This is a genomic window from Serratia sp. SSNIH1, assembly GCF_002935055.1.
Taxonomy (GTDB): Bacteria; Pseudomonadota; Gammaproteobacteria; order Enterobacterales; family Enterobacteriaceae; genus Serratia; species Serratia nevei.
Map to the genome: position 1 here is coordinate 2,571,743 of NZ_CP026383.1, position 18,948 is coordinate 2,590,690.

Sequence of the window (18,948 nt, forward strand, 5' to 3'; positions counted from 1 at the left end):
GCGCAATTGTTTTTTAAACGCGTCGGCAAACATGGATTTTCATCCTAACAAACTAAGAATTTTCCCTATAGGTGTTTCGAATAAGGCAATAAGACGAGAAGGCCTGTTGTTACATTTTTTTTCATTTTCGCTTATATCATACAAAATAGAAAATAGATCTATATCATTGCGTTGCGATTTTATTGGATCGCCGGTTTTTGTGATTGAAATAATTTGAAACATTCATGCCTTTTTTGCGTATTAATCAACGTGCTGACGGCTGCCTGATTATTTGAAAAACATGTTATCAAGATGTTTTATATCGGTGTGCTTTGCAGGAGAATTACCCCAAAAAAGAGCAGCGACAAGCCGCCTGAGGTGTGGAAGCATGCGTCCATGCTGATAAGGAGAATTAAAGTGAGAGTGATTTATATCGACGGTTCACCGCTGTGCCGGCTGGGCATGAAAACATTATTGGGCGGCGGGGTAATAACCTTATCCTCACCCAATATGAATATCATTAAAAATATAAGCCCGGCGCCTGATTTAATTATTATGGAGTTTCCTCAGGAGATTTACCGGTTCGAGGCGTATTTAGAATTCATTAAATATTCGCGCGGTGAATATAAAGGTGTCCGGTTACTGTTCTTCATCGATAAGACTTCACCGCTGATCCTGGCGTTTATCGCTGCGGCGCAGCCGGATGCGGTTTTGCACAAACGGGAAGCGCTGCAGGTGGTGCGAGAGACCTGCGCAACGCTGGCCCGCCAGGAGACGAGCGAACGACACGTGGTGAACCGGCAGCGGGCGGCGGCAATCACGCCTGGCGAGGCGGCGGTGCTGTGTGAAACCGCCCGCACCGAAGATATCCGCCTGACCGCGCGGCGGCTTAACCTGCACCCGAAAACCGTTTATTCGCACCTCAATAACGCCGGCAAAAAGTTCGGCATCCGCAATCGGGTCGAACTGCTGAAGATGATTGCGCTGTTGTAGCGTGCCGTTAGCGGGTTTTGCCGACGGCCAGCCGCCATCGCGTGATCTCATCGGCGCCGGGCCCGGCGGCCAGCGCCAGGTTTTGCGGCGGCAGCGATTCGCCGGTCACGGCATCGACCACGCGCAGGGTGGCGGGGTGGCCGGTCGCGCGGTCAACCACGCGCAGCGGCGGCCCGGCCAGCTCGGACAGGTTCCATTTGTCGCCAATCTGGATCATCGCCATCACCAGCAGCCCGAGATCTTTTCCCTTCTCCGTCGGCAGATACTCGTAGCGATCGGGGCGCGTTTGGTATTGCCGCTTTTCGATGAGGCCGCTGCCTTCCAGTGCCCTGAGCCGATCGGCCAACGTGCTGTTGGTGATGCCGGTCGACTGGCGCAAATCGTCATAGCGCGAGAGCCCCAGCAACAGATCGCGCATGAGGATTGCGCCCCAGCGATCGCCCAATGCCGACAGCACGTGGGCCACCGAGCACGTCATGCCTTCAAACCCTTTTGCTTTCACTTTGCCTTGCCTCCGTTTGCCGCCGTAATGCGGATAATTTTATCGCCTCGGCTTGATCACTTCAATGATTGGAGTTATTACTCTTATTATTGGAGTTTATGTTTAACAGTGGCCGATGGTCTGAACGCCGGCCGGAAACCCACGCCTTCACCGAGGAGATACCGCGATGCCACTGTGGCAGATTTACCACCCTGAACCGGCCTTCAGCACCGCCGATAAACGCGCGCTTGCGCAGAAGGTCACCGCCCTGTACCAGGACTTTTTGCCGCGCTTCTACGTCAACGTCTTCTTCCACGCGTTGCCGCCAGGTTCGGCCTATCTCGGCGGCGAACCGGCCGATGATTTCGTGCGGGTGACCATTGACCATATCGCGCGCGCCATGGACAACGATGCGGAGCAGCAGCAATTTCTGGCGGCCTGCACCCGTATCCTGCAACCCTACATCGCCGCGCATGGGCTGCGCTGGGAACTGCACGTGGACGAAACGCCGTTCTCGCTGTGGACGATTGACGGTTTGAAGCCGCCGGCGCCGGGAACGACGGCAGGCGAAAAGTGGCGCAGCGAGAACCGGCCTTCGGTGTGGGAGGGGGTGATGGGTTGAGTCTGGGGATATCAGGACAAAAAAATCCACGCCGAAGCGTGGATTTTTACGTTTCCGGCAGCCGAGAGAAACGCTGCGGGGAAGGGATTAGACGTTGAACAGGAAGTTCATCACGTCGCCGTCTTTGACGATGTAGTCTTTACCTTCTGAGCGCATTTTACCGGCTTCTTTGGCGCCTTGTTCACCCTTGTAGGTGATGAAGTCGTCGAAGGCGATGGTTTGGGCGCGGATAAAACCTTTCTCGAAGTCGGTGTGGATCTTGCCGGCCGCCTGCGGGGCGGTAGCGCCGACCGGGATGGTCCAGGCGCGCACTTCTTTTACGCCGGCGGTGAAGTAGGTCTGCAGGTTCAGCAGCTCGTAACCGGCACGGATCACGCGGTTCAGGCCCGGCTCTTCCAGGCCCAGCTCGGCCATGAACTCGTCGCGCTCTTCGTCTTCCAGCTCGGCGATGTCGGATTCCACGGCGGCGCACACGGCAACTACCACGGAGCCTTCGGCGTCGGCGATTTTACGCACGGTGTCCAGGTACGGGTTGTTCTCGAAGCCGTCTTCGTTGACGTTGGCGATGTACATGGTCGGCTTCAGGGTCAGGAAGCTCAGGTATTTGATCGCCGCTTTGTCTTCTGCGGTCAGATCCAGCGCGCGCAGCATGCCGGCGTTTTCCAGGTGCGGCAGGCATTTTTCCAGCGCCGCCAGCTCGGCCTTGGCGTCTTTGTCACCGCCTTTGGCTTTCTTCTGCACGCGGTGGATGGCGCGCTCGCAGGTGTCCAGGTCAGACAGCGCCAGCTCGGTGTTGATGACGTCGATGTCTTCGGCCGGATCGACCTTGTTGTTGACGTGAATGATGTTGTCGTTCTCGAAGCAGCGCACCACGTGGCCGATGGCTTCGGTTTCGCGGATGTTGGTCAGGAACTGGTTGCCCAGACCTTCACCTTTAGACGCGCCTTTCACCAGGCCGGCGATGTCGACGAATTCCATGGTGGTTGGCAGAATGCGCTGCGGCTTGACGATCTCGGCCAGCTTATCCAGACGCGGATCGGGCATCGGCACCACACCGGTGTTCGGTTCAATGGTGCAGAACGGGAAGTTGGCTGCTTCAATGCCCGCTTTGGTCAACGCGTTGAACAGGGTGGATTTGCCTACGTTAGGCAGGCCGACGATACCGCATTTGAATCCCATGTTATAATCACCTTAAATATCTTAACTATCAGCCGGTTAGGTTTAATCGACTGCATAAAGGGCAAAATAATGCCGCCATTATACACGTAATGGGCGTTTATCTCGATCAGACTTGCTTGGCCGGGGCGAACCCAGCGCGGGCGGCCGGTTTTTATTTGAGATTTGGATCACATTTACCCATACTGGCCGTTCCGATTAACCGACAGGAAACGCGCCGGATGTATTTCTTGCCTACGCCACCCTGAGCTGTGCCCGCCTGCAGTCTGCCGCCCCTTGCGGTACCCCATACCCGCTACGCGGGGAGATGATGCCATCTGTCATAAGTGAATAATGCATGTTTAACCTGAGTAACGTCAGGATCGCGGACGTTAAAAATGAAGTCCTGGCGGGCTTTGTGGTGGCGGTTTCGATGATCCCCGAGGCGGTCGGCTTTTCGCTGGTCGCCGGTCTTTCGCCGATCGTCGGTTTGCATACCGCGTTTATCATCGGCCTGGTCACGGCACTGTTCGGCGGCAAGCCGGGCATGGTTTCCGGCGCCGCCGGCTCCATTGTGGTGGTGCTGATGAGCCTGGCGGCGCAGTACGGCATGGGCTACGTGCTGTGGGCCACGCTGTTCGCCGGGGGGATTCAAATCCTGATTGGCGCCTTCCGGCTGGGCAAGTTCATTCGTCTGGTGCCGCTGCCGGCGATCCACGGCTTCGTCAACGGCCTGGCGATCGTCATCATGCTGGCGCAGCTGAAGATGATCGCCGGGCAGGGGCCGCTGATGTACGGCCTGGTGGCGCTGGCGATTGCGGTGGTGGTGCTGTTCCCGCGCCTGACCAAAGCCATTCCGTCTTCGCTGGCGGCGCTGCTGGTGGTTTCGGCGTTGGCGATTGGCCTCAATCTGCACACGCTGCGGGTGGGCGATCTGGCGGACATTTCCGGCGCGCTGCCGCACTTCAGCCTGCCGACGGCGCCGTTCACCCTGGAGATGGTGCGGGTAGTGCTGCCCTATGCGGTGGTGATCGCCCTGGTCGGTTTGATTGAATCGCTGCTGACCATGACGGTGCTGGATGAAATGGGCGGCAAGAAGGGGAACGGCAACCGCGAGAGCATCGCGCAGGGCGCCGGTAATGCGGTATGCGGCCTGTTCGGCTGCTTCGCCGGCTGCGCGATGATCGGCCAGTCGATCATCAACTTCACCTTGGGCGGGCGCGGGCGCATTTCCGGCACGGTGGGCGCCATTTTGTTGATTCTGTTCGTGGTCAGCCTGTCGCGCTATATCGGCCTGCTGCCGGTGGCGGCGCTGGCCGGGGTGATGCTGGTAGTGTGTTACAACACCTTCGAGTGGAGCTCGCTGCGCCGTTTGCGCCGCATGCCGAAGGCGGACGCGCTGGTGATGCTCGCCGTCACGCTGATCACCATCTTTACCGATCTGGCGGTGGCGGTGATCAGCGGGGTGATTATCTCGGCGCTGGTGTTCGCCTGGCAGCAGGCGCGCATCCGCGTGCGCCAGCGGCAGGTGACGGGCGACGTGGCGGTGTATCAACTGGATGGCCCGCTGTTCTTCGGCTCCGCTGCCGGTTTCGCCGAGCTGTTCGATCCGCAGAGCGATCCGCAGAATGTGGTGCTGGATTTTGCCGGCACCCGGGTGATGGATTCCAGCGGCGTAGAGGCGATCGATAAGCTGACGGCGCGTTATCTGGCGGCGGGAAAAAGCATTCGTCTGCGCCACCTGAGCGGTGACTGCGTGCGCTTGCTCAAGCGCGCCGGGCCGTTCTGCAGCCATGAACTGGACGATCCGCAGTATTACGTGGCGGAAGAGGGCTTCACCGCCGATGACCGCCGCGTGAGCGAGGAGACCTTCAACCCGCGCGGCTAGATGCAGGCAGCGGGCAGGGCGCCCGCTGCGGCAAGGTTCAGGCCTGCGCCTTGAAGCTGTGCAGGCGCTGAACGGTTTTTTCCAGCCCGTCCTTCATCAGCATCTCGGTGCAGCGCAGCGACTCGTCGATCGCTTCGTCAATCATCTTCTGCTCGCTGGCCGGCGGCTTGCCGAGCACGAAGCCCACCACCTTGTTCTTGTCGCCCGGATGGCCGATACCGATACGCAGGCGGTAAAAGTTCGGGTTGTTGCCGAACTTGTTCTGGATGTCTTTCAGGCCGTTGTGGCCACCGTTGCCGCCGCCGAGCTTGATTTTGGCCACGCCGGGCGGCAGATCCAGCTCGTCGTGCGCCACCAAAATCTCGTTCGGCTCGATGCGGTAGAAGTTGGCCATCGCCAGCACCGCTTTGCCGCTCAGGTTCATGAAGGTGGTCGGCACCAGCAGGCGCACGTCGTTGCCCGCCAGGTTCAAGCGGGCGGTGTAGCCGAAGAACTTGCTCTCTTCTTTCAACTGCTGATTGTGGCGCTGGGCCAGCAGATCGACGTACCAGGCGCCGGCGTTGTGGCGCGTCTGGGCATATTCCGCGCCCGGGTTGGCCAGGCCGACTATCAATTTAATACTGCTCACTGGGAGATTCGCTATGATCAGGGTAATGGAAAGGGCCTTAGTCTACCTGCCGGGGCGGCGAATGACAAAATCCGATCTCCGCCGTCGCCTTAGGTAAGAAAGACGAATGATTCATTAGCTGAATAATTCAATTTGTCCGCTAATTTTCAGCGGTGTGTTAAGAAGTGTCAATAATTCTTTACCATTTGTGATCGCCTCCGCAATCCCCTTGCCGCCACAAGGACTATACTTAACTTATCAAAGTGGGTTAACAAGTTGCAGCGTTATCCCGGTTGGCACATGGCAATCATGGAGGTGGCATATGAAACGCAGAAACGCGGACAGAATGGGCAACTTTTTTATGGGGCTGGGCCTGGTCGTGATGATCGGTGGCGTCGGATACTCCATTGTTGCTGAAGTATCCCAGTTCGATTTACCGCAATTTTTCGCCCACGGCGCCATCATGAGTATCTTCGTCGGCGCGCTGTTGTGGCTGGTGGGCGCGCGTATCGGCGGCCGCGAGCAGGTGGCGGATCGCTACTGGTGGGTAAAACACTTTGATAAACGGTGCCGTAACGACCAACATCGTTCGTCGCATTGATTAAAAAAGCAGAAGGGAAGCAAGAGCAGGGCAAGGGAATATCTGCCGTGCATTAAGGTTTGAGGTCATGTCGGACTACGAGTAGAAAACCCGTTGTTGCTCACGCACCAACGGGTTTTTCTTTTTCTGCTGTCGGGCACGCTATCTTTCCGGCACGGTGGGCGCCGCACCGGAAAGACGACGAATCAATGCTCGAACATCGCAGAGATCGACTCTTCGTTGCTGATGCGGCGGATGGCTTCAGCCAGCATGCCGGACAGGGTCAGAGTGCGAACGTTTTTCAGTGCCTTGATTTCCGGCGACAGCGGAATGGTGTCGCAGACGATCACTTCATCAATCACCGAGTTCTTGATGTTGTCCACGGCGTTGCCGGAGAAGATCGGGTGCGTCGCGTAGGCGAATACGCGCTTGGCACCGCGTTCTTTCAACGCTTCAGCCGCTTTACACAAGGTACCGCCGGTGTCGATCATGTCGTCGACCAGCACGCAGTCGCGGCCTGCCACGTCACCGATGATGTGCATCACCTGAGACACGTTCGCGCGCGGGCGGCGTTTGTCGATGATGGCCATGTCGGTGTCGTTCAGCAGTTTGGCGATGGCGCGGGCACGCACTACGCCGCCGATGTCCGGGGAAACCACGATCGGGTTTTCCAGGTTCTGCTGCAGCATGTCTTCCAGCAGGATCGGGCTGCCGAACACGTTGTCTACCGGTACGTCGAAGAAGCCTTGAATCTGCTCAGCATGCAGATCCACCGTCAGAACGCGGTCAACCCCTACGCTGGAGAGGAAATCGGCAACCACCTTGGCGGTGATCGGCACACGCGCGGAACGCACGCGGCGATCCTGGCGGGCATAGCCGAAGTAAGGGATAACGGCGGTAATACGACCTGCGGAGGCGCGACGCAGGGCGTCGACCATCACAACCAGTTCCATCAGGTTGTCGTTGGTCGGGGCACAGGTGGACTGGATGATGAAAATATCACCGCCGCGTACATTTTCGTTGATTTGCACGCTCACTTCGCCGTCGCTAAAACGACCTACAGCGGCGTCACCAAGGCTGGTGTACAAACGGTTGGCAATACGTTGTGCTAGTTCCGGGGTGGCGTTACCAGCAAAAAGCTTCATATCAGGCACGAGAAGAACCTCAGGCTTGCGTCCAGAGAAGATATTGTCATACGACATCACCAAGGGGCAGTCGGCGACGCCGGCGCAATATACATACGGGTATGTAAAACTAAAATTGAGACCGCAGGCAGCGCAGGGATAACAGGGCCAGGTGTGCATGACCCTGCGCAGCGAAACGTTGAGCTACGACTCAAACCGCCCGGAACGAATGCGATGTAGTGGGGAGACGTTAACGCCGCGCGCTACAAAACCACACAACCACTCCGGGGCTTGATTTAACACCTGACGGGCGGCGATTTCTGTGTCGAATTCAGCAAACACACAAGCACCTGTGCCAGTCAGGCGTGACGGGGCGTATTCTAACAGCCATGAAAGAAGCTGTTCAACCTCGCGAAAACGTTTTCTTGCGATCGGTTCGCAATCATTTGCGTACGGCGCCTGCAACAGCTCACTTAAGGAGCGAACCGGGGTGTCTCTTTTCAATTCGGGGTCACCGAAGATAACCGGCGTCGGGATACCGACGCCGGGATGCGCCACCAGATACCACTTTTCCTGCGGCTCGGCCGGCTGCAGGCACTCGCCGATGCCTTCGGCGAAGGCGGCGTGGCCGCGCACGAACACCGGCACGTCGGCGCCGAGGCTGAGCCCCAGCGCTGCCAGTTGGTCGTCGCCAAGACCGCAGCGCCACAGTTCGTTGAGCGCCACCAGCACGGTGGCGGCGTTGGAGGAGCCGCCGCCCAGGCCGCCGCCCATCGGCAGGCGCTTGTCGATGCTGATGTCGGCGCCGCGCGGTGCGGTCTGCAGGCCGCGCTCATCGCAATAGCGCTGCAGCAGGCGGGCGGCGCGCACGATCAGGTTCTGTTCGTCCGGCACGCCGTCGACCGGCGTCAGCAGATGAATGCGGTCGTCCTGGCGCGGGTCAATGGTCAGGGTGTCGCCGTAGTCCAAGAACTGAAACAGCGTCTGCAGCAGGTGATAGCCGTCTTCACGACGGCCGGTGATGTACAAAAACAGGTTGAGTTTCGCGGGGGAGGGCCACTGGCGAATCATTTGAGCGTCCAGTTATCCATTTTCAGCTTGATGCGCTGCTCGCCCTGCTGCAGTTCCAGGCGGTTCGGCAGCGTCGGCTGCACCTCGTTGCTGTAGCCCTGGTAATCCACTTTCCAGGTTTGGCCGCCTTGCTGGTAAGTCAGCTTGCTCAGGCGATATTGGTCATCCAGCGCAAAATCGTTGGCTTCGCCCGGCAGGCCGAGCATCCACTGGCGCAGGTTGTTCAGCGGGATCGCCATGCCGGTCAGCTTGCGGATCATCTCTTCCGGGTTGTCGCTGACGTAGCGTTTGCCCTGGTTGTCGGTCAGCTGCACCACGTTTTTCTGCACGTTGAGATCCATTTCCGTGCTGCCCAGCGGGTTGGTCAACAGCAGACGGTAGCGCTCCGGCGAGAACTGCTGCCAGAAGAAGCGGGCGTAGACTTTTTTCTGATCAGACAAGTAGGCGAAGGAGCCGCGGGTCTGATAGGTGCTGAGCTGCTGCACCGCCTGCTCATGGGCGCGCCACTGGGGAGACGTCGGGCTGGTGGCCGGGCCGGTCGGCTTGGTGGTGGTACAGGCGGCCAGCACCAGGCTGGCCAGCGGGATCAGACGGAGCAAACTAACTTTGCGTATTGGCATAACTTTCTCTTGTCCTTTTGTCCTTGCGGGCATGCGCGACGAAACCCGGATTCAGCGCTCACGCTAACGGGGCGGCGGCGGCGCGTCAATTTTTTGCTGCATCGCGTTGAATCTTGCCGTTTTTACCGGCGCAATGCCAACCCGGTACGCGCATTGGGGCGTCATTAAGATTAACACAATCGTTTCGTGCCGTTGTTCGGGGGCAACAATTTTCGATACGGCGGGGTGACCGCCGTTAGCGTTTGGTTGATGTTTGCCTCGGTATGCTGCCGGGGGTTTTTGTTGCGGGAAATAATCGAATGAAGATTGCGACGCGGATAATCATTTCGCTTCTGTGTTTTGCCGGCGCGGTATTTTTTTATTTTCAGGCCAAGCAGGTTTTTTGCCAGCAGGTCTCTTTTATCCTGGAACCCTCCTACCGTTGCGGCACGCTGGGTTGGTAAACGCGCGGATTATAAGCGGATAACCTGCAGGTTTTACCGAATCCAGTGCGGGAGATCGCATCCTGCGCTAAAATTCAGTATGTTATGTCGTCAAATTATAAATTATCTCACTGTATTTATTAATTATTCATCGATTGATGCCATCTATGGCAACGATTGAACGGAAGATGCGGTTGTTACTTTTATTGATCCTGCGCATCAAGTAGAATGCCGTTCAACGAGAACCCGTACCAACAGAAGTATTACTCGAAGCAATGACCCTGCTGGCGTTAGGTATAAATCACAAAACCGCTCCGGTTTCTCTGCGTGAAAGGGTGACCTTCTCGCCAGAGTCCATCGATGAGGCGCTGACCAGCTTGCTCCAACAACCGTTGGTGCAGGGCGGCGTCGTGTTGTCCACCTGCAACCGCACCGAGCTGTACCTCAGCGTAGAGCAGCAGGAACACATGCACGAGCAGCTGGTCGCCTGGCTGTGCGCCTACCACAACCTGCGCCCGGAAGAGGTGAAGAAAAGCCTGTACTGGCATCAGGGCAACGACGCGGTCAGCCATTTGATGCGGGTGGCCAGCGGGTTGGACTCATTGGTGCTGGGCGAACCGCAGATCCTCGGGCAGGTGAAAAAAGCTTTCGCCGAGTCGCAACGCGGCCAGTCGCTGTCCGGCGAGCTGGAGCGTCTGTTCCAGAAATCCTTCTCCGTTGCCAAGCGCGTGCGTACCGAAACCGACATCGGCGCCAGCGCGGTCTCCGTGGCTTTTGCCGCCTGTACCCTGGCGCGCCAGATCTTCGAATCGTTGGCCGATCTCAACGTCTTGCTGGTGGGCGCCGGTGAAACCATCGAACTGGTGGCGCGCCACCTGCGCGAACACAAAGTGCGGCACATGATCATCGCCAACCGCACCCGCGAGCGCGCCCAGCTGCTGGCGGACGAGGTCGGCGCGGAGGTGATCACCTTGCCGGAGATCGACGAACGCCTGGCGGACGCCGACATCATCATCAGTTCCACCGCCAGCCCGCTGCCGATCATCGGTAAGGGGATGGTGGAGCGCGCGCTGAAGGCGCGCCGCAACCAGCCGATGCTGCTGGTGGATATCGCCGTACCGCGCGACATCGAACCGGAAGTCGGCAAACTGGCCAACGCCTATCTCTACAGCGTGGACGATCTGCACGCCATCATTCAAAGCAATCTGGCGCAGCGCAAAGCGGCGGCGGTGCAGGCGGAGTCGATCGTGCAGCAGGAAAGCACCAACTTCATGGCCTGGCTGCGCTCGCAGGGCGCGGTGGAAACCATCCGCGACTACCGTTCGCAGGCCGACCAAATTCGCGCAGAGATGGAGGCCAAAGCGCTGGCCTCCATCGCGCAGGGCGCCAACGTGGAGCAGGTTATTCACGAGCTGGCCCATAAACTGACCAACCGTCTTATTCATGCCCCCACCAAATCCCTCCAGCAGGCCGCCGGCGACGGCGACGTGGAGCGGTTGCAGTTATTACGCGACAGCCTTGGGCTGGATCAGCATTAGTTTTCTCTATTAACAGGGTTTATTACCACGCATGAAGCCTTCTATTGTTGCCAAACTGGAAGCGTTACAAGAGCGCCATGAAGAAGTGCAGGCGCTGCTCGGCGATGCCGGCGTTATCGCCGACCAAGACCGGTTCCGCGCGCTGTCGCGAGAATACGCGCAGCTGACCGACGTCAGCCGCTGCTTCCTGGAATGGCGTCAGGTGCAGGAGGATCTGGAGACGGCGGAAATGATGCTGGACGATCCGGAAATGCGCGAGATGGCGCAGGAAGAGCTGAAACAGGCGCGGGCGGCCAGCGAAGAGCTGGAGCAGCAGCTGCAGGTGTTGCTGCTGCCGAAAGATCCGGACGATGAGCGCAGCTGCTTCCTCGAAGTGCGCGCCGGCACCGGCGGCGATGAGGCGGCTATCTTCGCCGGCGATCTGTTCCGCATGTACAGCCGCTATGCGGAAAGCCGCCGCTGGCGCGTCGAGGTGATGAGCGCCAACGAAGGCGAACACGGCGGTTTCAAAGAAGTGATCGCCAAAGTTTCCGGCGACGGCGTGTACGGCCAACTGAAGTTTGAATCCGGCGGCCACCGCGTGCAGCGCGTGCCGGAAACCGAATCCCAGGGGCGCATCCACACCTCCGCCTGCACCGTGGCGGTGATGCCGGAAGTGCCGGAGGCCGAGCTGCCGGACATCAACCCGAGCGACCTGAAAATCGACACCTTCCGCTCCTCCGGCGCCGGTGGCCAGCACGTTAACACCACCGACTCGGCAATCCGCATCACCCACCTGCCGACCGGCATCGTGGTGGAGTGCCAGGACGAGCGTTCACAGCACAAAAACAAAGCCAAGGCGATGTCGGTGCTGGGCGCGCGCATTCGCGCCGCCGAGATGGCCAAGCGCCAGCAGGCCGAGGCGTCCACTCGCCGCAACCTGCTGGGCAGCGGCGACCGTTCCGACCGTAACCGCACCTACAACTTCCCGCAGGGGCGGGTGACCGACCACCGCATCAACCTGACGCTCTACCGCCTGGACGAAGTGATGGAAGGCAAACTGGACATGCTGATCCAGCCGATCGTGCAGGAGTATCAGGCCGATCAGCTGGCTGCGCTGTCCGCCGAGCAAGAGTGATGGACTATCAACACTGGCTGAAAGCCGCCGCCGCGCGTTTGACCCACAGCGACAGCGCCCGGCGCGACGCGGAAATCCTGTTGGGTTTCGTGACCGGCAAGGCCAGAACCTTCCTGATGGCGTTCGGGGAAACTCAGCTGACGCCAGCGCAGCAACAGCAGCTGGAGACGCTGCTGGCGCGCCGCGAACGCGGTGAGCCGGTGGCCTACCTGGTGGGCGAGCGCGAATTTTGGTCGCTGCCGCTGTCGGTTTCGCCCGCAACGCTGATCCCACGCCCGGATACCGAATGCCTGGTGGAGCTGGCGCTGGCGCGCCTGCCGCCACAACCCTGCCACTTCCTCGATCTCGGCACCGGTACCGGCGCCATCGCGCTGGCGCTGGCCGGCGAGCGCCCCGATTGTTCGGCCATCGGCGTCGATGTGCAGCCGGAGGCGGTCGCGCTGGCGCAGCACAATGCGCACAAGCTGAAGATCGACAACGTCCGATTTCTACAGGGCAGCTGGTTTGCGCCGGTGGCGGGGCAACGCTTCGCGCTGATCGCCAGCAATCCGCCCTATATCGACGCCGCCGATCCGCATTTGTCGCAGGGCGACGTGCGCTTCGAGCCCGGCAGCGCGCTGGTCGCCGCCGATCATGGGTTGGCGGATCTGGCCGCCATCGTGCGCCAGGCGCCGCACCATTTGCAGCCCCAGGGCTGGCTGCTGTTGGAACACGGCTGGCAGCAGGGCGAGAGCGTGCGCGCGCTGCTGCAGGCCGCCGGATTTTCCGCTGTCGCCACCCACCGTGATTATGGCGACAACGACCGCGTGACGCTCGGCCAATGGCCGGGATAAGCGCCTCTCATAATAACGACGCCCGAGCCATTTAAGGGAGCATCATGACTGCATACACCGCGTTGAAACATTTCCATTTGCTGACGGTCGCCATCAGTATTACCTTGTTTGTGCTGCGTTTTTTTTGGCAATGGCGCCGCTCGCCGATCATGGGCCGCCGCTGGGTCAAGGTAGCGCCGCACCTGAACGACACGCTGTTGTTCGTCAGCGGCATCGCGCTGGTGGTGATGTTCGGGTTTTATCCGCTGCTGGGTATGGACTCATGGCTGACCGAGAAGCTGTTTGGCGTTATTATCTATATCCTGCTTGGCTACGTCGCATTGGGCAAGAAGACCAAAAGTCAGCGGCTGCGAACCGTGGCGTTCGTGCTGGCGTTGGGCTGCCTGTACCTGATAATTAAACTTGCCACGACGAAAATACCGTTTTTGATGGGATACCTATGAGTAGCATTGCTGATTTTGAATTTAACGCCTCGCCGCTGAGCGAAGGGGTGATCCTGGTGTCGCAGTCGGTGCGGCGCGATTTCCCGGTTGCTGACGTGGAGCGCAAGCTGCAACAGCTGGTGGACGAAGCGCGCGCGGCGGTGCCGGTCGATATCACTCAGGAGCAGCAACTGGATGCGCTCATCGAACTGTTTTACAAGACCTGGGGATTCGGCGGCGCCAGCGGCGTGTACCGCCTGTCGGACGCCATCTGGCTGGACAAGGTGCTGGAAGCGCGGCAGGGGACGCCGGTCTCGCTGGGCACTATCTTCCTGCATATTGCCAACGCGCTGGATCTGCCGCTGCTGCCGGTGATTTTCCCCACTCAGCTGATCCTGCGCGCCGACTGGCTGGACGAAGAGCTGTGGCTGATCAACCCGCTGAACGGCGAAACCCTGAGCGAGCACCAGCTGGAAGTGTGGATCAAGGGCAACCTGGGGCTGGGCGCCGAGCTGGAAGACGACGATCTCGACGAGTCGGAGAACATCATGGTGGTGCGCAAGATGCTCGATACGCTGAAGGCCGCCCTGATGGAAGAAAAGCAGCTGGAAATGGCGCTGCGCACCAGCGAAACGGTGCTGTGCTTCGATCCGGAAGACCCGTACGAGATCCGCGACCGCGGGCTGATTTACGCCCAGCTGGAGTGCAACCATATCGCGATTTCCGACCTCAACTATTTTGTCGAGCAGTGTCCTGAAGACCCGGTCAGCGAAGTGATCAAAGTACAGATCCATTCGATTGAGCCGAAACAGGTGACGCTGCATTAATTCAATGACTCCGTGCAGTTTGCAAGGCGACGGTTACAACCTTAACAAAGGCGAAAGCATGAAACAGAAAGTGGTTAGCATTGGCGATATCGACGTAGCAAACGATCTGCCGTTTGTGCTGTTTGGCGGTATGAACGTGCTGGAATCGCGCGATCTGGCGATGAGCATCTGCGAACACTACGTCACCGTGACGCAAAAACTGGGCATCCCTTACGTATTCAAAGCCTCTTTCGACAAGGCCAACCGTTCCTCCATCCACTCGTACCGCGGTCCGGGCCTGGAAGAAGGGATGAAGATCTTCGAAGAGCTGAAAAAAACCTTCGGCGTGAAAATCATCACCGACGTGCATGAAGCGGCGCAGGCGCAGCCGGTTTCCGAAGTGGTTGACGTGATCCAGCTGCCGGCCTTCCTGGCGCGTCAGACCGATCTGGTGGAAGCGATGGCGAAAACCGGCGCGGTGATCAACGTCAAGAAGCCGCAGTTCGTCAGCCCGGGGCAGATGGGCAACATCGTCGACAAGTTCAAAGAAGGCGGCAACGACCAGGTGATCCTGTGCGATCGCGGCAGCAACTTTGGCTATGACAACCTGGTGGTCGACATGCTGGGCATCAACGTGATGAAAAACGTGACCGGCGGCCATCCGGTGATCTTCGACGTGACCCACGCGCTGCAGACCCGCGATCCGTTCGGCGCCGCGTCCGGCGGCCGCCGCGCTCAGGTGGCCGAGCTGGCGCGCGCCGGTATGGCGGTTGGCCTGGCCGGCCTGTTCCTCGAAGCGCACCCGGATCCGAAAAACGCCAAGTGCGACGGCCCGTCCGCGCTGCCGTTGGACAAGCTGGAGCCGTTCCTGGCGCAGATGAAAGCCATCGACGACCTGGTGAAGAGCTTCCCGGAGCTGGATACCAGCAACTAAGCGCTCGTCGCCATAAAAAAAGCCCGACTTGTCGGGCTTTTTTACGTTTAGGCGCCGGTGGCCGCCAGCGCTTCCGGCAGCGTCGGGTAGAACTGCAAGCGGCCCTCGATCGGCTGCACCCGCGCGCGCGCCAGGGTTTTCAGCGGCTGGAACGGCACGTCGGTGATCACCAGCTTTTTGTCCGCAGGCAGCACGTCGATAAAGCGCCGCAGGGCGCTCAGGCCGCCGGCATCGAGCACCGGCACCGCATCCCATTGCAGCACGATCGTGCGGTAGCCTTCGCTGCGCGCCAGCAGTTCGCTAAAGATGCGCTCGGCGGCGGCGAAGAACAGCGGGCCGTTCACCCGCAGTACCAGGCGGCCGTCGCCGGCGCTCAGCTCGCTCAGCCGCGTCATGCGGGCGATGCGGCGCATAAACAGCAGCGACGCCAGCACGATGCCCACGGTAATGGCGATCACCATATCGAACAGCACCGTCAGCGACATGCACAGCAGCAGCACCAGAATGTCGTCCTTCGGTGCCCGGCGCAGCAGATAAATTACCTTGTGCGCCTCGCTCATGTTCCAGGCGACCATCAGCAGCAGCGCCGCCATCGCCGCCAGCGGCAGGTAAGAGAGCCACGGCGCCAATACCAGCAGCGCCAACAGCACCAGCAGCGCGTGGATGATGGCGGACACCGGCGAGGTGGCGCCGGCGCGCACGTTGGCGGCCGAACGGGCAATCGCGGCGGTGGCGGTAATGCCGCCGAAGAACGGCGCGATGATGTTGCCCGCACCCTGGCCGATCAGCTCGCTGTTCGAGTTGTGTTTCTTGCCGGTCATGCCGTCGAGTACCACTGCGCACAGCAGCGATTCGATCGCGCCGAGCATCGCCATCGAAAACGCCGCCGGCAGCAGGGCGGAAACGGTTTGCCAGCTCAGGGTGAACGGCTGCCCGCCGCCGCCCGGTAGATCCCAGGGCAGCAGCAACTGCGGTAGGATCGGCGGGATGCCCTGGCCGCTGCTGCCGTCGGCCAGCAGGTAGCTGAAGCGCGAGCCGATGGTTGCCACCGGGTGGTCAAACAGCGCCAGCAGACCCATTAGCGCGGTGCCCGCCAGCAGCGCCGGCAGGTGGCCAGGCACCCGTAGGCCGAGCTTGGGCCAGAAGATCAGGATCAGGAGCGTCACCGCGCCGATCAGGGTATCGCCGAAATCCAGCGTTGGCAGCGCCTGCAGCAGGGCGTACAGCTTGCCGACGTAATTTTCCGGCGTGTGCGCCAGCTGCAGGCCGAAGAAGTCCTTGATCTGCATGGTGGCGATGGTGATGGCGATACCGGAGGTAAAGCCGAGCGTCACCGGCAGCGGAATGTACTCGATCAGCCGGCCAAAGCGCGCCAGCCCCATCAGCAGCAGAAACACCCCGGAGATCAGCGTGGCGACCAGCAGGCCGGCCAATCCGAACTGCTGCGAAACCGGATACAGGATCACCACGAAGGCGGCGGTGGGGCCGGAGACGCTGTAGCGCGAACCGCCGCTGACGGCGATGACGATCCCGGCGATGGCGGCGGTATACAGGCCGTACTGCGGCGGCACGCCGCTGGCGATCGCCAGCGCCATCGCCAGCGGGATGGCGATAATACCGACCGTCACCCCGGCGATAGCGTCTTTCAGCAACCGCGTCAGGCTATAAGGTTCCCGCCAGCAGGCGTCTATCAGCGCGCTGAAGGGGCGAATTTTGTTTATTTCATGCGTTTTCATCTACGGTGCGTACCAAATCTTCAAAAGTGAAAGGAATGGCGGGCCCGATGAGGTCCGTCTTGTCACGTGACAGATACCATACGCCCTTTGTTCAGAGGATTACCAGACCTGTGTCAATTTGGCGCAGGAAATCAGAGAGTCGCCCTTTTGTTTGGCGCTAAATGCCGATAACAGATAAGTCAGCCGCAGATTCTGCGGCTGAAAAGAAAAGGAATAATCAAGGTTTTAACGGCTAGTGGAGCGCGGGTAGGGATAAGCCGAGAAAGTGGGCTAAAGTGCTTACCAGCAGCTGGTGATCTTCCTTCTGCGGCGCGCCGGAAATGCTGATGCTGCCGACGCAGCCGAGGCCGGCCAGGGTGAGCGGGAAGGCGCCGCCGTGCACCGAATAGTCGCGTACGCTCAGCCCGTAGCGCTCCTCCAGCGACGTTTGCCGCTGCTGCAGGCGCAGGCCGATGGCGTAAGAGCTTTTGTGAAAATGATTCACCAGATTGCGCTTGCGCCGCACCCAGTCGGCGATGTCCGGCGTGGCGCCCGGCATGGCGTAATAAAACAGCGTTTGCCCGGCCAGTTGGATCTCGATGGCGATGCTCAGGCCGCGCCGCTCGGCGGCGGTTTTCAGCGCCGCGCCCAGCTCCCAGGCGGTGGCGGCGTCAAAATGGGTAAAGGCCAGCGTCGCTTCCTGTTCGCTGAGCGCCTGCAGTTCATCGTCGATATTCATACGGTTCTCCCCCGATAACACAAAGCACAGAGTAGCCTGAAGCGCGCATCGTGAGATAGACGGCTTGGCGATAAGATAGAACTGCTACTCTATTAATAGACTGTGTAAAATAGCCGCCGCCGAAGCGGAGACGACAGGGATGCGTTATTCAACGTCTGCATATCAACCCCTGGCGATCCCGAGGAGCCGCTGACTATTTATGACCTACATTGCGTCCATTCCCGCCATTTACAGCGACGCCTGCATCACCTACGCCACGCTGTCGGTAAGCTATTTCGTTCTCAGTAAAAATGCGCCGTTCTCCTCTCGCTCTGCGCTGTGGAAGCGCGTCGTATTCGGCCTGTTGGCCGGGGTGGCGGTGCTGTATTTAAGCCAGGACCGGCTGGAGCTGAGCGATAAGGTGCACTACAGCTTTGCGATGATTCCGATGATCCTGGTGACTTTTTTCGGCGGCGGCATCAGCGGGCTGGTGAGCTTTTTGTTCGCCATGGCGCTGACCGGCGGTTTCACCGTCGATAACCTGTTTATCGCCTCAATCCTGGTGCCGCTGCTGCTGTCGCGCGTGTGGCTGAAGAAATCCCACTGGGTGTTTTACCTGACGATCGGCGCCATCGCGATGTATCGCATCGCGGTGGTGTGGCTGCTGGTGGACATGAGCGGGCTGTGGCTGGACGTGTTGCTGTACCAGGCGGTTTCCGCGCTCTGCCTGGCGATTTGCTACCATGCGCTGAATTTCAAAGAGCGCCACATCTACGCCTATTTCGCGATGCGCGCCCGCGCCACGACCGACAGCCTGACCCATATCAACAACCGCGCCAGCGTCGATTACCACCTGATGCTGCAGCGCGCCGAACGCCGCCCGTGCGGGCTGATGATCCTCGATTTGGATGACTTCAAAAAGATCAATGATACCTACGGCCACCCGGCCGGCGACGTGCTGCTGGCCAGCGTCGGCCGGCTGCTGCAAAACAGCGTGCGCAACGAGGACTTCGTCGGGCGTTACGGCGGCGAGGAATTTATGGTGATCACCGCCAGCTACGATCCGCTGGTTATCGGTGGGGTGGCGGAGCGCATTCGCAGTGCGGTGGAGAGCTCGACGTTTTTGCTGAATGCCCACGATGAAGCGCACATCACGCTGTCGATCGGCGTGTCGCTGTATCTGCCCGGCATGACGCTGGACAAGGCAATCGCCATGACCGACGAAGCGTTATATGAGGCGAAGCGCAGCGGTAAAAATCGGGTGGTGACCAGCCGCGTGATGCAGCTGGCGCCGCTGGGCGCCGGTTTCCCGCGCGAGTAAGC

At 59.8% G+C, this 18,948-nt stretch carries 20 protein-coding genes; 12 read left to right on the forward strand and 8 right to left on the reverse strand.

Annotated features, from left to right (window positions below):
• Window positions 1-291: 291 nt before the first annotated feature.
• Window positions 292-972 (forward strand): helix-turn-helix transcriptional regulator, encoded by a 681-nt coding sequence (locus C3F38_RS12405; RefSeq protein ID WP_224217809.1) that lies wholly within the window; start codon window positions 292-294, stop codon window positions 970-972.
• Window positions 973-979: 7 nt separating this feature from the next.
• On the opposite strand, the gene C3F38_RS12410 is transcribed toward C3F38_RS12405, so the two are convergent.
• Window positions 980-1,474 (reverse strand): helix-turn-helix domain-containing protein, encoded by a 495-nt coding sequence (locus C3F38_RS12410; RefSeq protein WP_047727747.1) that lies wholly within the window; start codon window positions 1,472-1,474, stop codon window positions 980-982.
• 166 nt (window positions 1,475-1,640) lie between these two features.
• On the opposite strand from C3F38_RS12410, the gene C3F38_RS12415 reads away from it, so the two are divergent.
• The gene (locus C3F38_RS12415; protein WP_038872004.1) at window positions 1,641-2,075 is read left to right on the forward strand and encodes a tautomerase family protein; all 435 of its coding nucleotides are present in this window, start codon (window positions 1,641-1,643) and stop codon (window positions 2,073-2,075) included.
• A gap of 87 nt (window positions 2,076-2,162) precedes the next feature.
• Here C3F38_RS12415 and ychF read toward each other — a convergent pair whose 3' ends face one another.
• Entirely contained in the window at window positions 2,163-3,254 is a 1,092-nt protein-coding gene (ychF, locus tag C3F38_RS12420) for a redox-regulated ATPase YchF (RefSeq protein ID WP_004941048.1), read from the reverse strand.
• A 334-nt stretch (window positions 3,255-3,588) separates the two neighbouring features.
• On the opposite strand from ychF, the gene C3F38_RS12425 reads away from it, so the two are divergent.
• On the forward strand, window positions 3,589-5,118 hold the full coding sequence (locus C3F38_RS12425) for a SulP family inorganic anion transporter (protein WP_055317458.1): 1,530 nt from the start codon (window positions 3,589-3,591) through the stop codon (window positions 5,116-5,118).
• Between the two features lie 37 nt (window positions 5,119-5,155).
• On the opposite strand, the gene pth is transcribed toward C3F38_RS12425, so the two are convergent.
• On the reverse strand, window positions 5,156-5,746 hold the full coding sequence (gene pth / locus C3F38_RS12430; RefSeq protein ID WP_004941053.1) for an aminoacyl-tRNA hydrolase: 591 nt from the start codon (window positions 5,744-5,746) through the stop codon (window positions 5,156-5,158).
• Window positions 5,747-6,047: 301 nt separating this feature from the next.
• On the opposite strand from pth, the gene ychH reads away from it, so the two are divergent.
• Window positions 6,048-6,326 carry a stress-induced protein YchH gene (ychH, locus tag C3F38_RS12435; protein ID WP_038872012.1) on the forward strand — a complete coding sequence of 93 codons (279 nt, stop codon included), beginning with the start codon at window positions 6,048-6,050 and terminating at the stop codon, window positions 6,324-6,326.
• A gap of 185 nt (window positions 6,327-6,511) precedes the next feature.
• On the opposite strand, the gene prs is transcribed toward ychH, so the two are convergent.
• The 3 genes from prs to lolB all read right to left on the reverse strand — a co-directional run bounded on the left by prs (window position 6,512) and on the right by lolB (window position 9,120).
• On the reverse strand, window positions 6,512-7,459 hold the full coding sequence (gene prs, locus C3F38_RS12440) for a ribose-phosphate diphosphokinase (RefSeq protein ID WP_004941061.1): 948 nt from the start codon (window positions 7,457-7,459) through the stop codon (window positions 6,512-6,514).
• Window positions 7,460-7,633: 174 nt separating this feature from the next.
• A complete protein-coding gene (gene ispE / locus C3F38_RS12445; protein ID WP_038872015.1) occupies window positions 7,634-8,500 on the reverse strand; it encodes a 4-(cytidine 5'-diphospho)-2-C-methyl-D-erythritol kinase in 867 nt (288 codons plus the stop codon).
• Window positions 8,497-9,120: a lipoprotein insertase outer membrane protein LolB gene (gene lolB / locus C3F38_RS12450; RefSeq protein ID WP_038872018.1), complete on the reverse strand. Its 624-nt coding sequence runs from the start codon at window positions 9,118-9,120 to the stop codon at window positions 8,497-8,499. Before lolB ends, ispE begins: the two co-directional genes overlap by 4 nt.
• A 299-nt stretch (window positions 9,121-9,419) precedes the next feature.
• Here lolB and C3F38_RS26175 point away from each other — a divergent pair, with 299 nt between their 5' ends.
• The 7 genes from C3F38_RS26175 (at window position 9,420) to kdsA (ending at window position 15,192) form a co-directional block, all read left to right on the forward strand.
• Window positions 9,420-9,563, forward strand: a complete 144-nt coding sequence (locus C3F38_RS26175) for a hypothetical protein (RefSeq protein ID WP_158006779.1) — start codon at window positions 9,420-9,422, stop codon at window positions 9,561-9,563.
• A 254-nt stretch (window positions 9,564-9,817) separates the two neighbouring features.
• Window positions 9,818-11,080, forward strand: a complete 1,263-nt coding sequence (gene hemA / locus C3F38_RS12455) for a glutamyl-tRNA reductase (RefSeq protein WP_055317459.1) — start codon at window positions 9,818-9,820, stop codon at window positions 11,078-11,080.
• 31 nt (window positions 11,081-11,111) lie between these two features.
• Window positions 11,112-12,197, forward strand: a complete 1,086-nt coding sequence (prfA, locus tag C3F38_RS12460) for a peptide chain release factor 1 (protein WP_038872021.1) — start codon at window positions 11,112-11,114, stop codon at window positions 12,195-12,197.
• Entirely contained in the window at window positions 12,197-13,030 is an 834-nt protein-coding gene (gene prmC, locus C3F38_RS12465) for a peptide chain release factor N(5)-glutamine methyltransferase (RefSeq protein ID WP_038872024.1), read from the forward strand. Before prfA ends, prmC begins: the two co-directional genes overlap by 1 nt.
• A gap of 41 nt (window positions 13,031-13,071) precedes the next feature.
• The gene (locus tag C3F38_RS12470) at window positions 13,072-13,473 is read left to right on the forward strand and encodes a SirB2 family protein (RefSeq protein WP_170310520.1); all 402 of its coding nucleotides are present in this window, start codon (window positions 13,072-13,074) and stop codon (window positions 13,471-13,473) included.
• Window positions 13,470-14,279, forward strand: a complete 810-nt coding sequence (gene sirB1 / locus C3F38_RS12475; protein WP_038872030.1) for an invasion regulator SirB1 — start codon at window positions 13,470-13,472, stop codon at window positions 14,277-14,279. The genes C3F38_RS12470 and sirB1 overlap by 4 nt, the downstream gene beginning before the upstream one ends.
• A gap of 58 nt (window positions 14,280-14,337) precedes the next feature.
• Window positions 14,338-15,192, forward strand: a complete 855-nt coding sequence (gene kdsA / locus C3F38_RS12480; protein WP_038872048.1) for a 3-deoxy-8-phosphooctulonate synthase — start codon at window positions 14,338-14,340, stop codon at window positions 15,190-15,192.
• Window positions 15,193-15,239: 47 nt separating this feature from the next.
• Here the strand turns inward: kdsA and dauA are convergent, their stop codons facing one another.
• Complete coding sequence (gene dauA / locus C3F38_RS12485) at window positions 15,240-16,928, reverse strand: C4-dicarboxylic acid transporter DauA (protein ID WP_057523707.1); 1,689 nt, start codon at window positions 16,926-16,928, stop codon at window positions 15,240-15,242.
• Window positions 16,929-17,160: 232 nt separating this feature from the next.
• Window positions 17,161-17,646 (reverse strand): heme-degrading domain-containing protein, encoded by a 486-nt coding sequence (locus C3F38_RS12490; RefSeq protein WP_038877820.1) that lies wholly within the window; start codon window positions 17,644-17,646, stop codon window positions 17,161-17,163.
• A gap of 199 nt (window positions 17,647-17,845) precedes the next feature.
• Between C3F38_RS12490 and C3F38_RS12495 the strand changes: the two genes are divergently transcribed.
• Window positions 17,846-18,946, forward strand: coding sequence for a GGDEF domain-containing protein (locus tag C3F38_RS12495; protein ID WP_047727726.1), 1,101 nt, complete (start codon window positions 17,846-17,848; stop codon window positions 18,944-18,946).
• The last annotated feature ends 2 nt before the right edge of the window (window positions 18,947-18,948 follow it).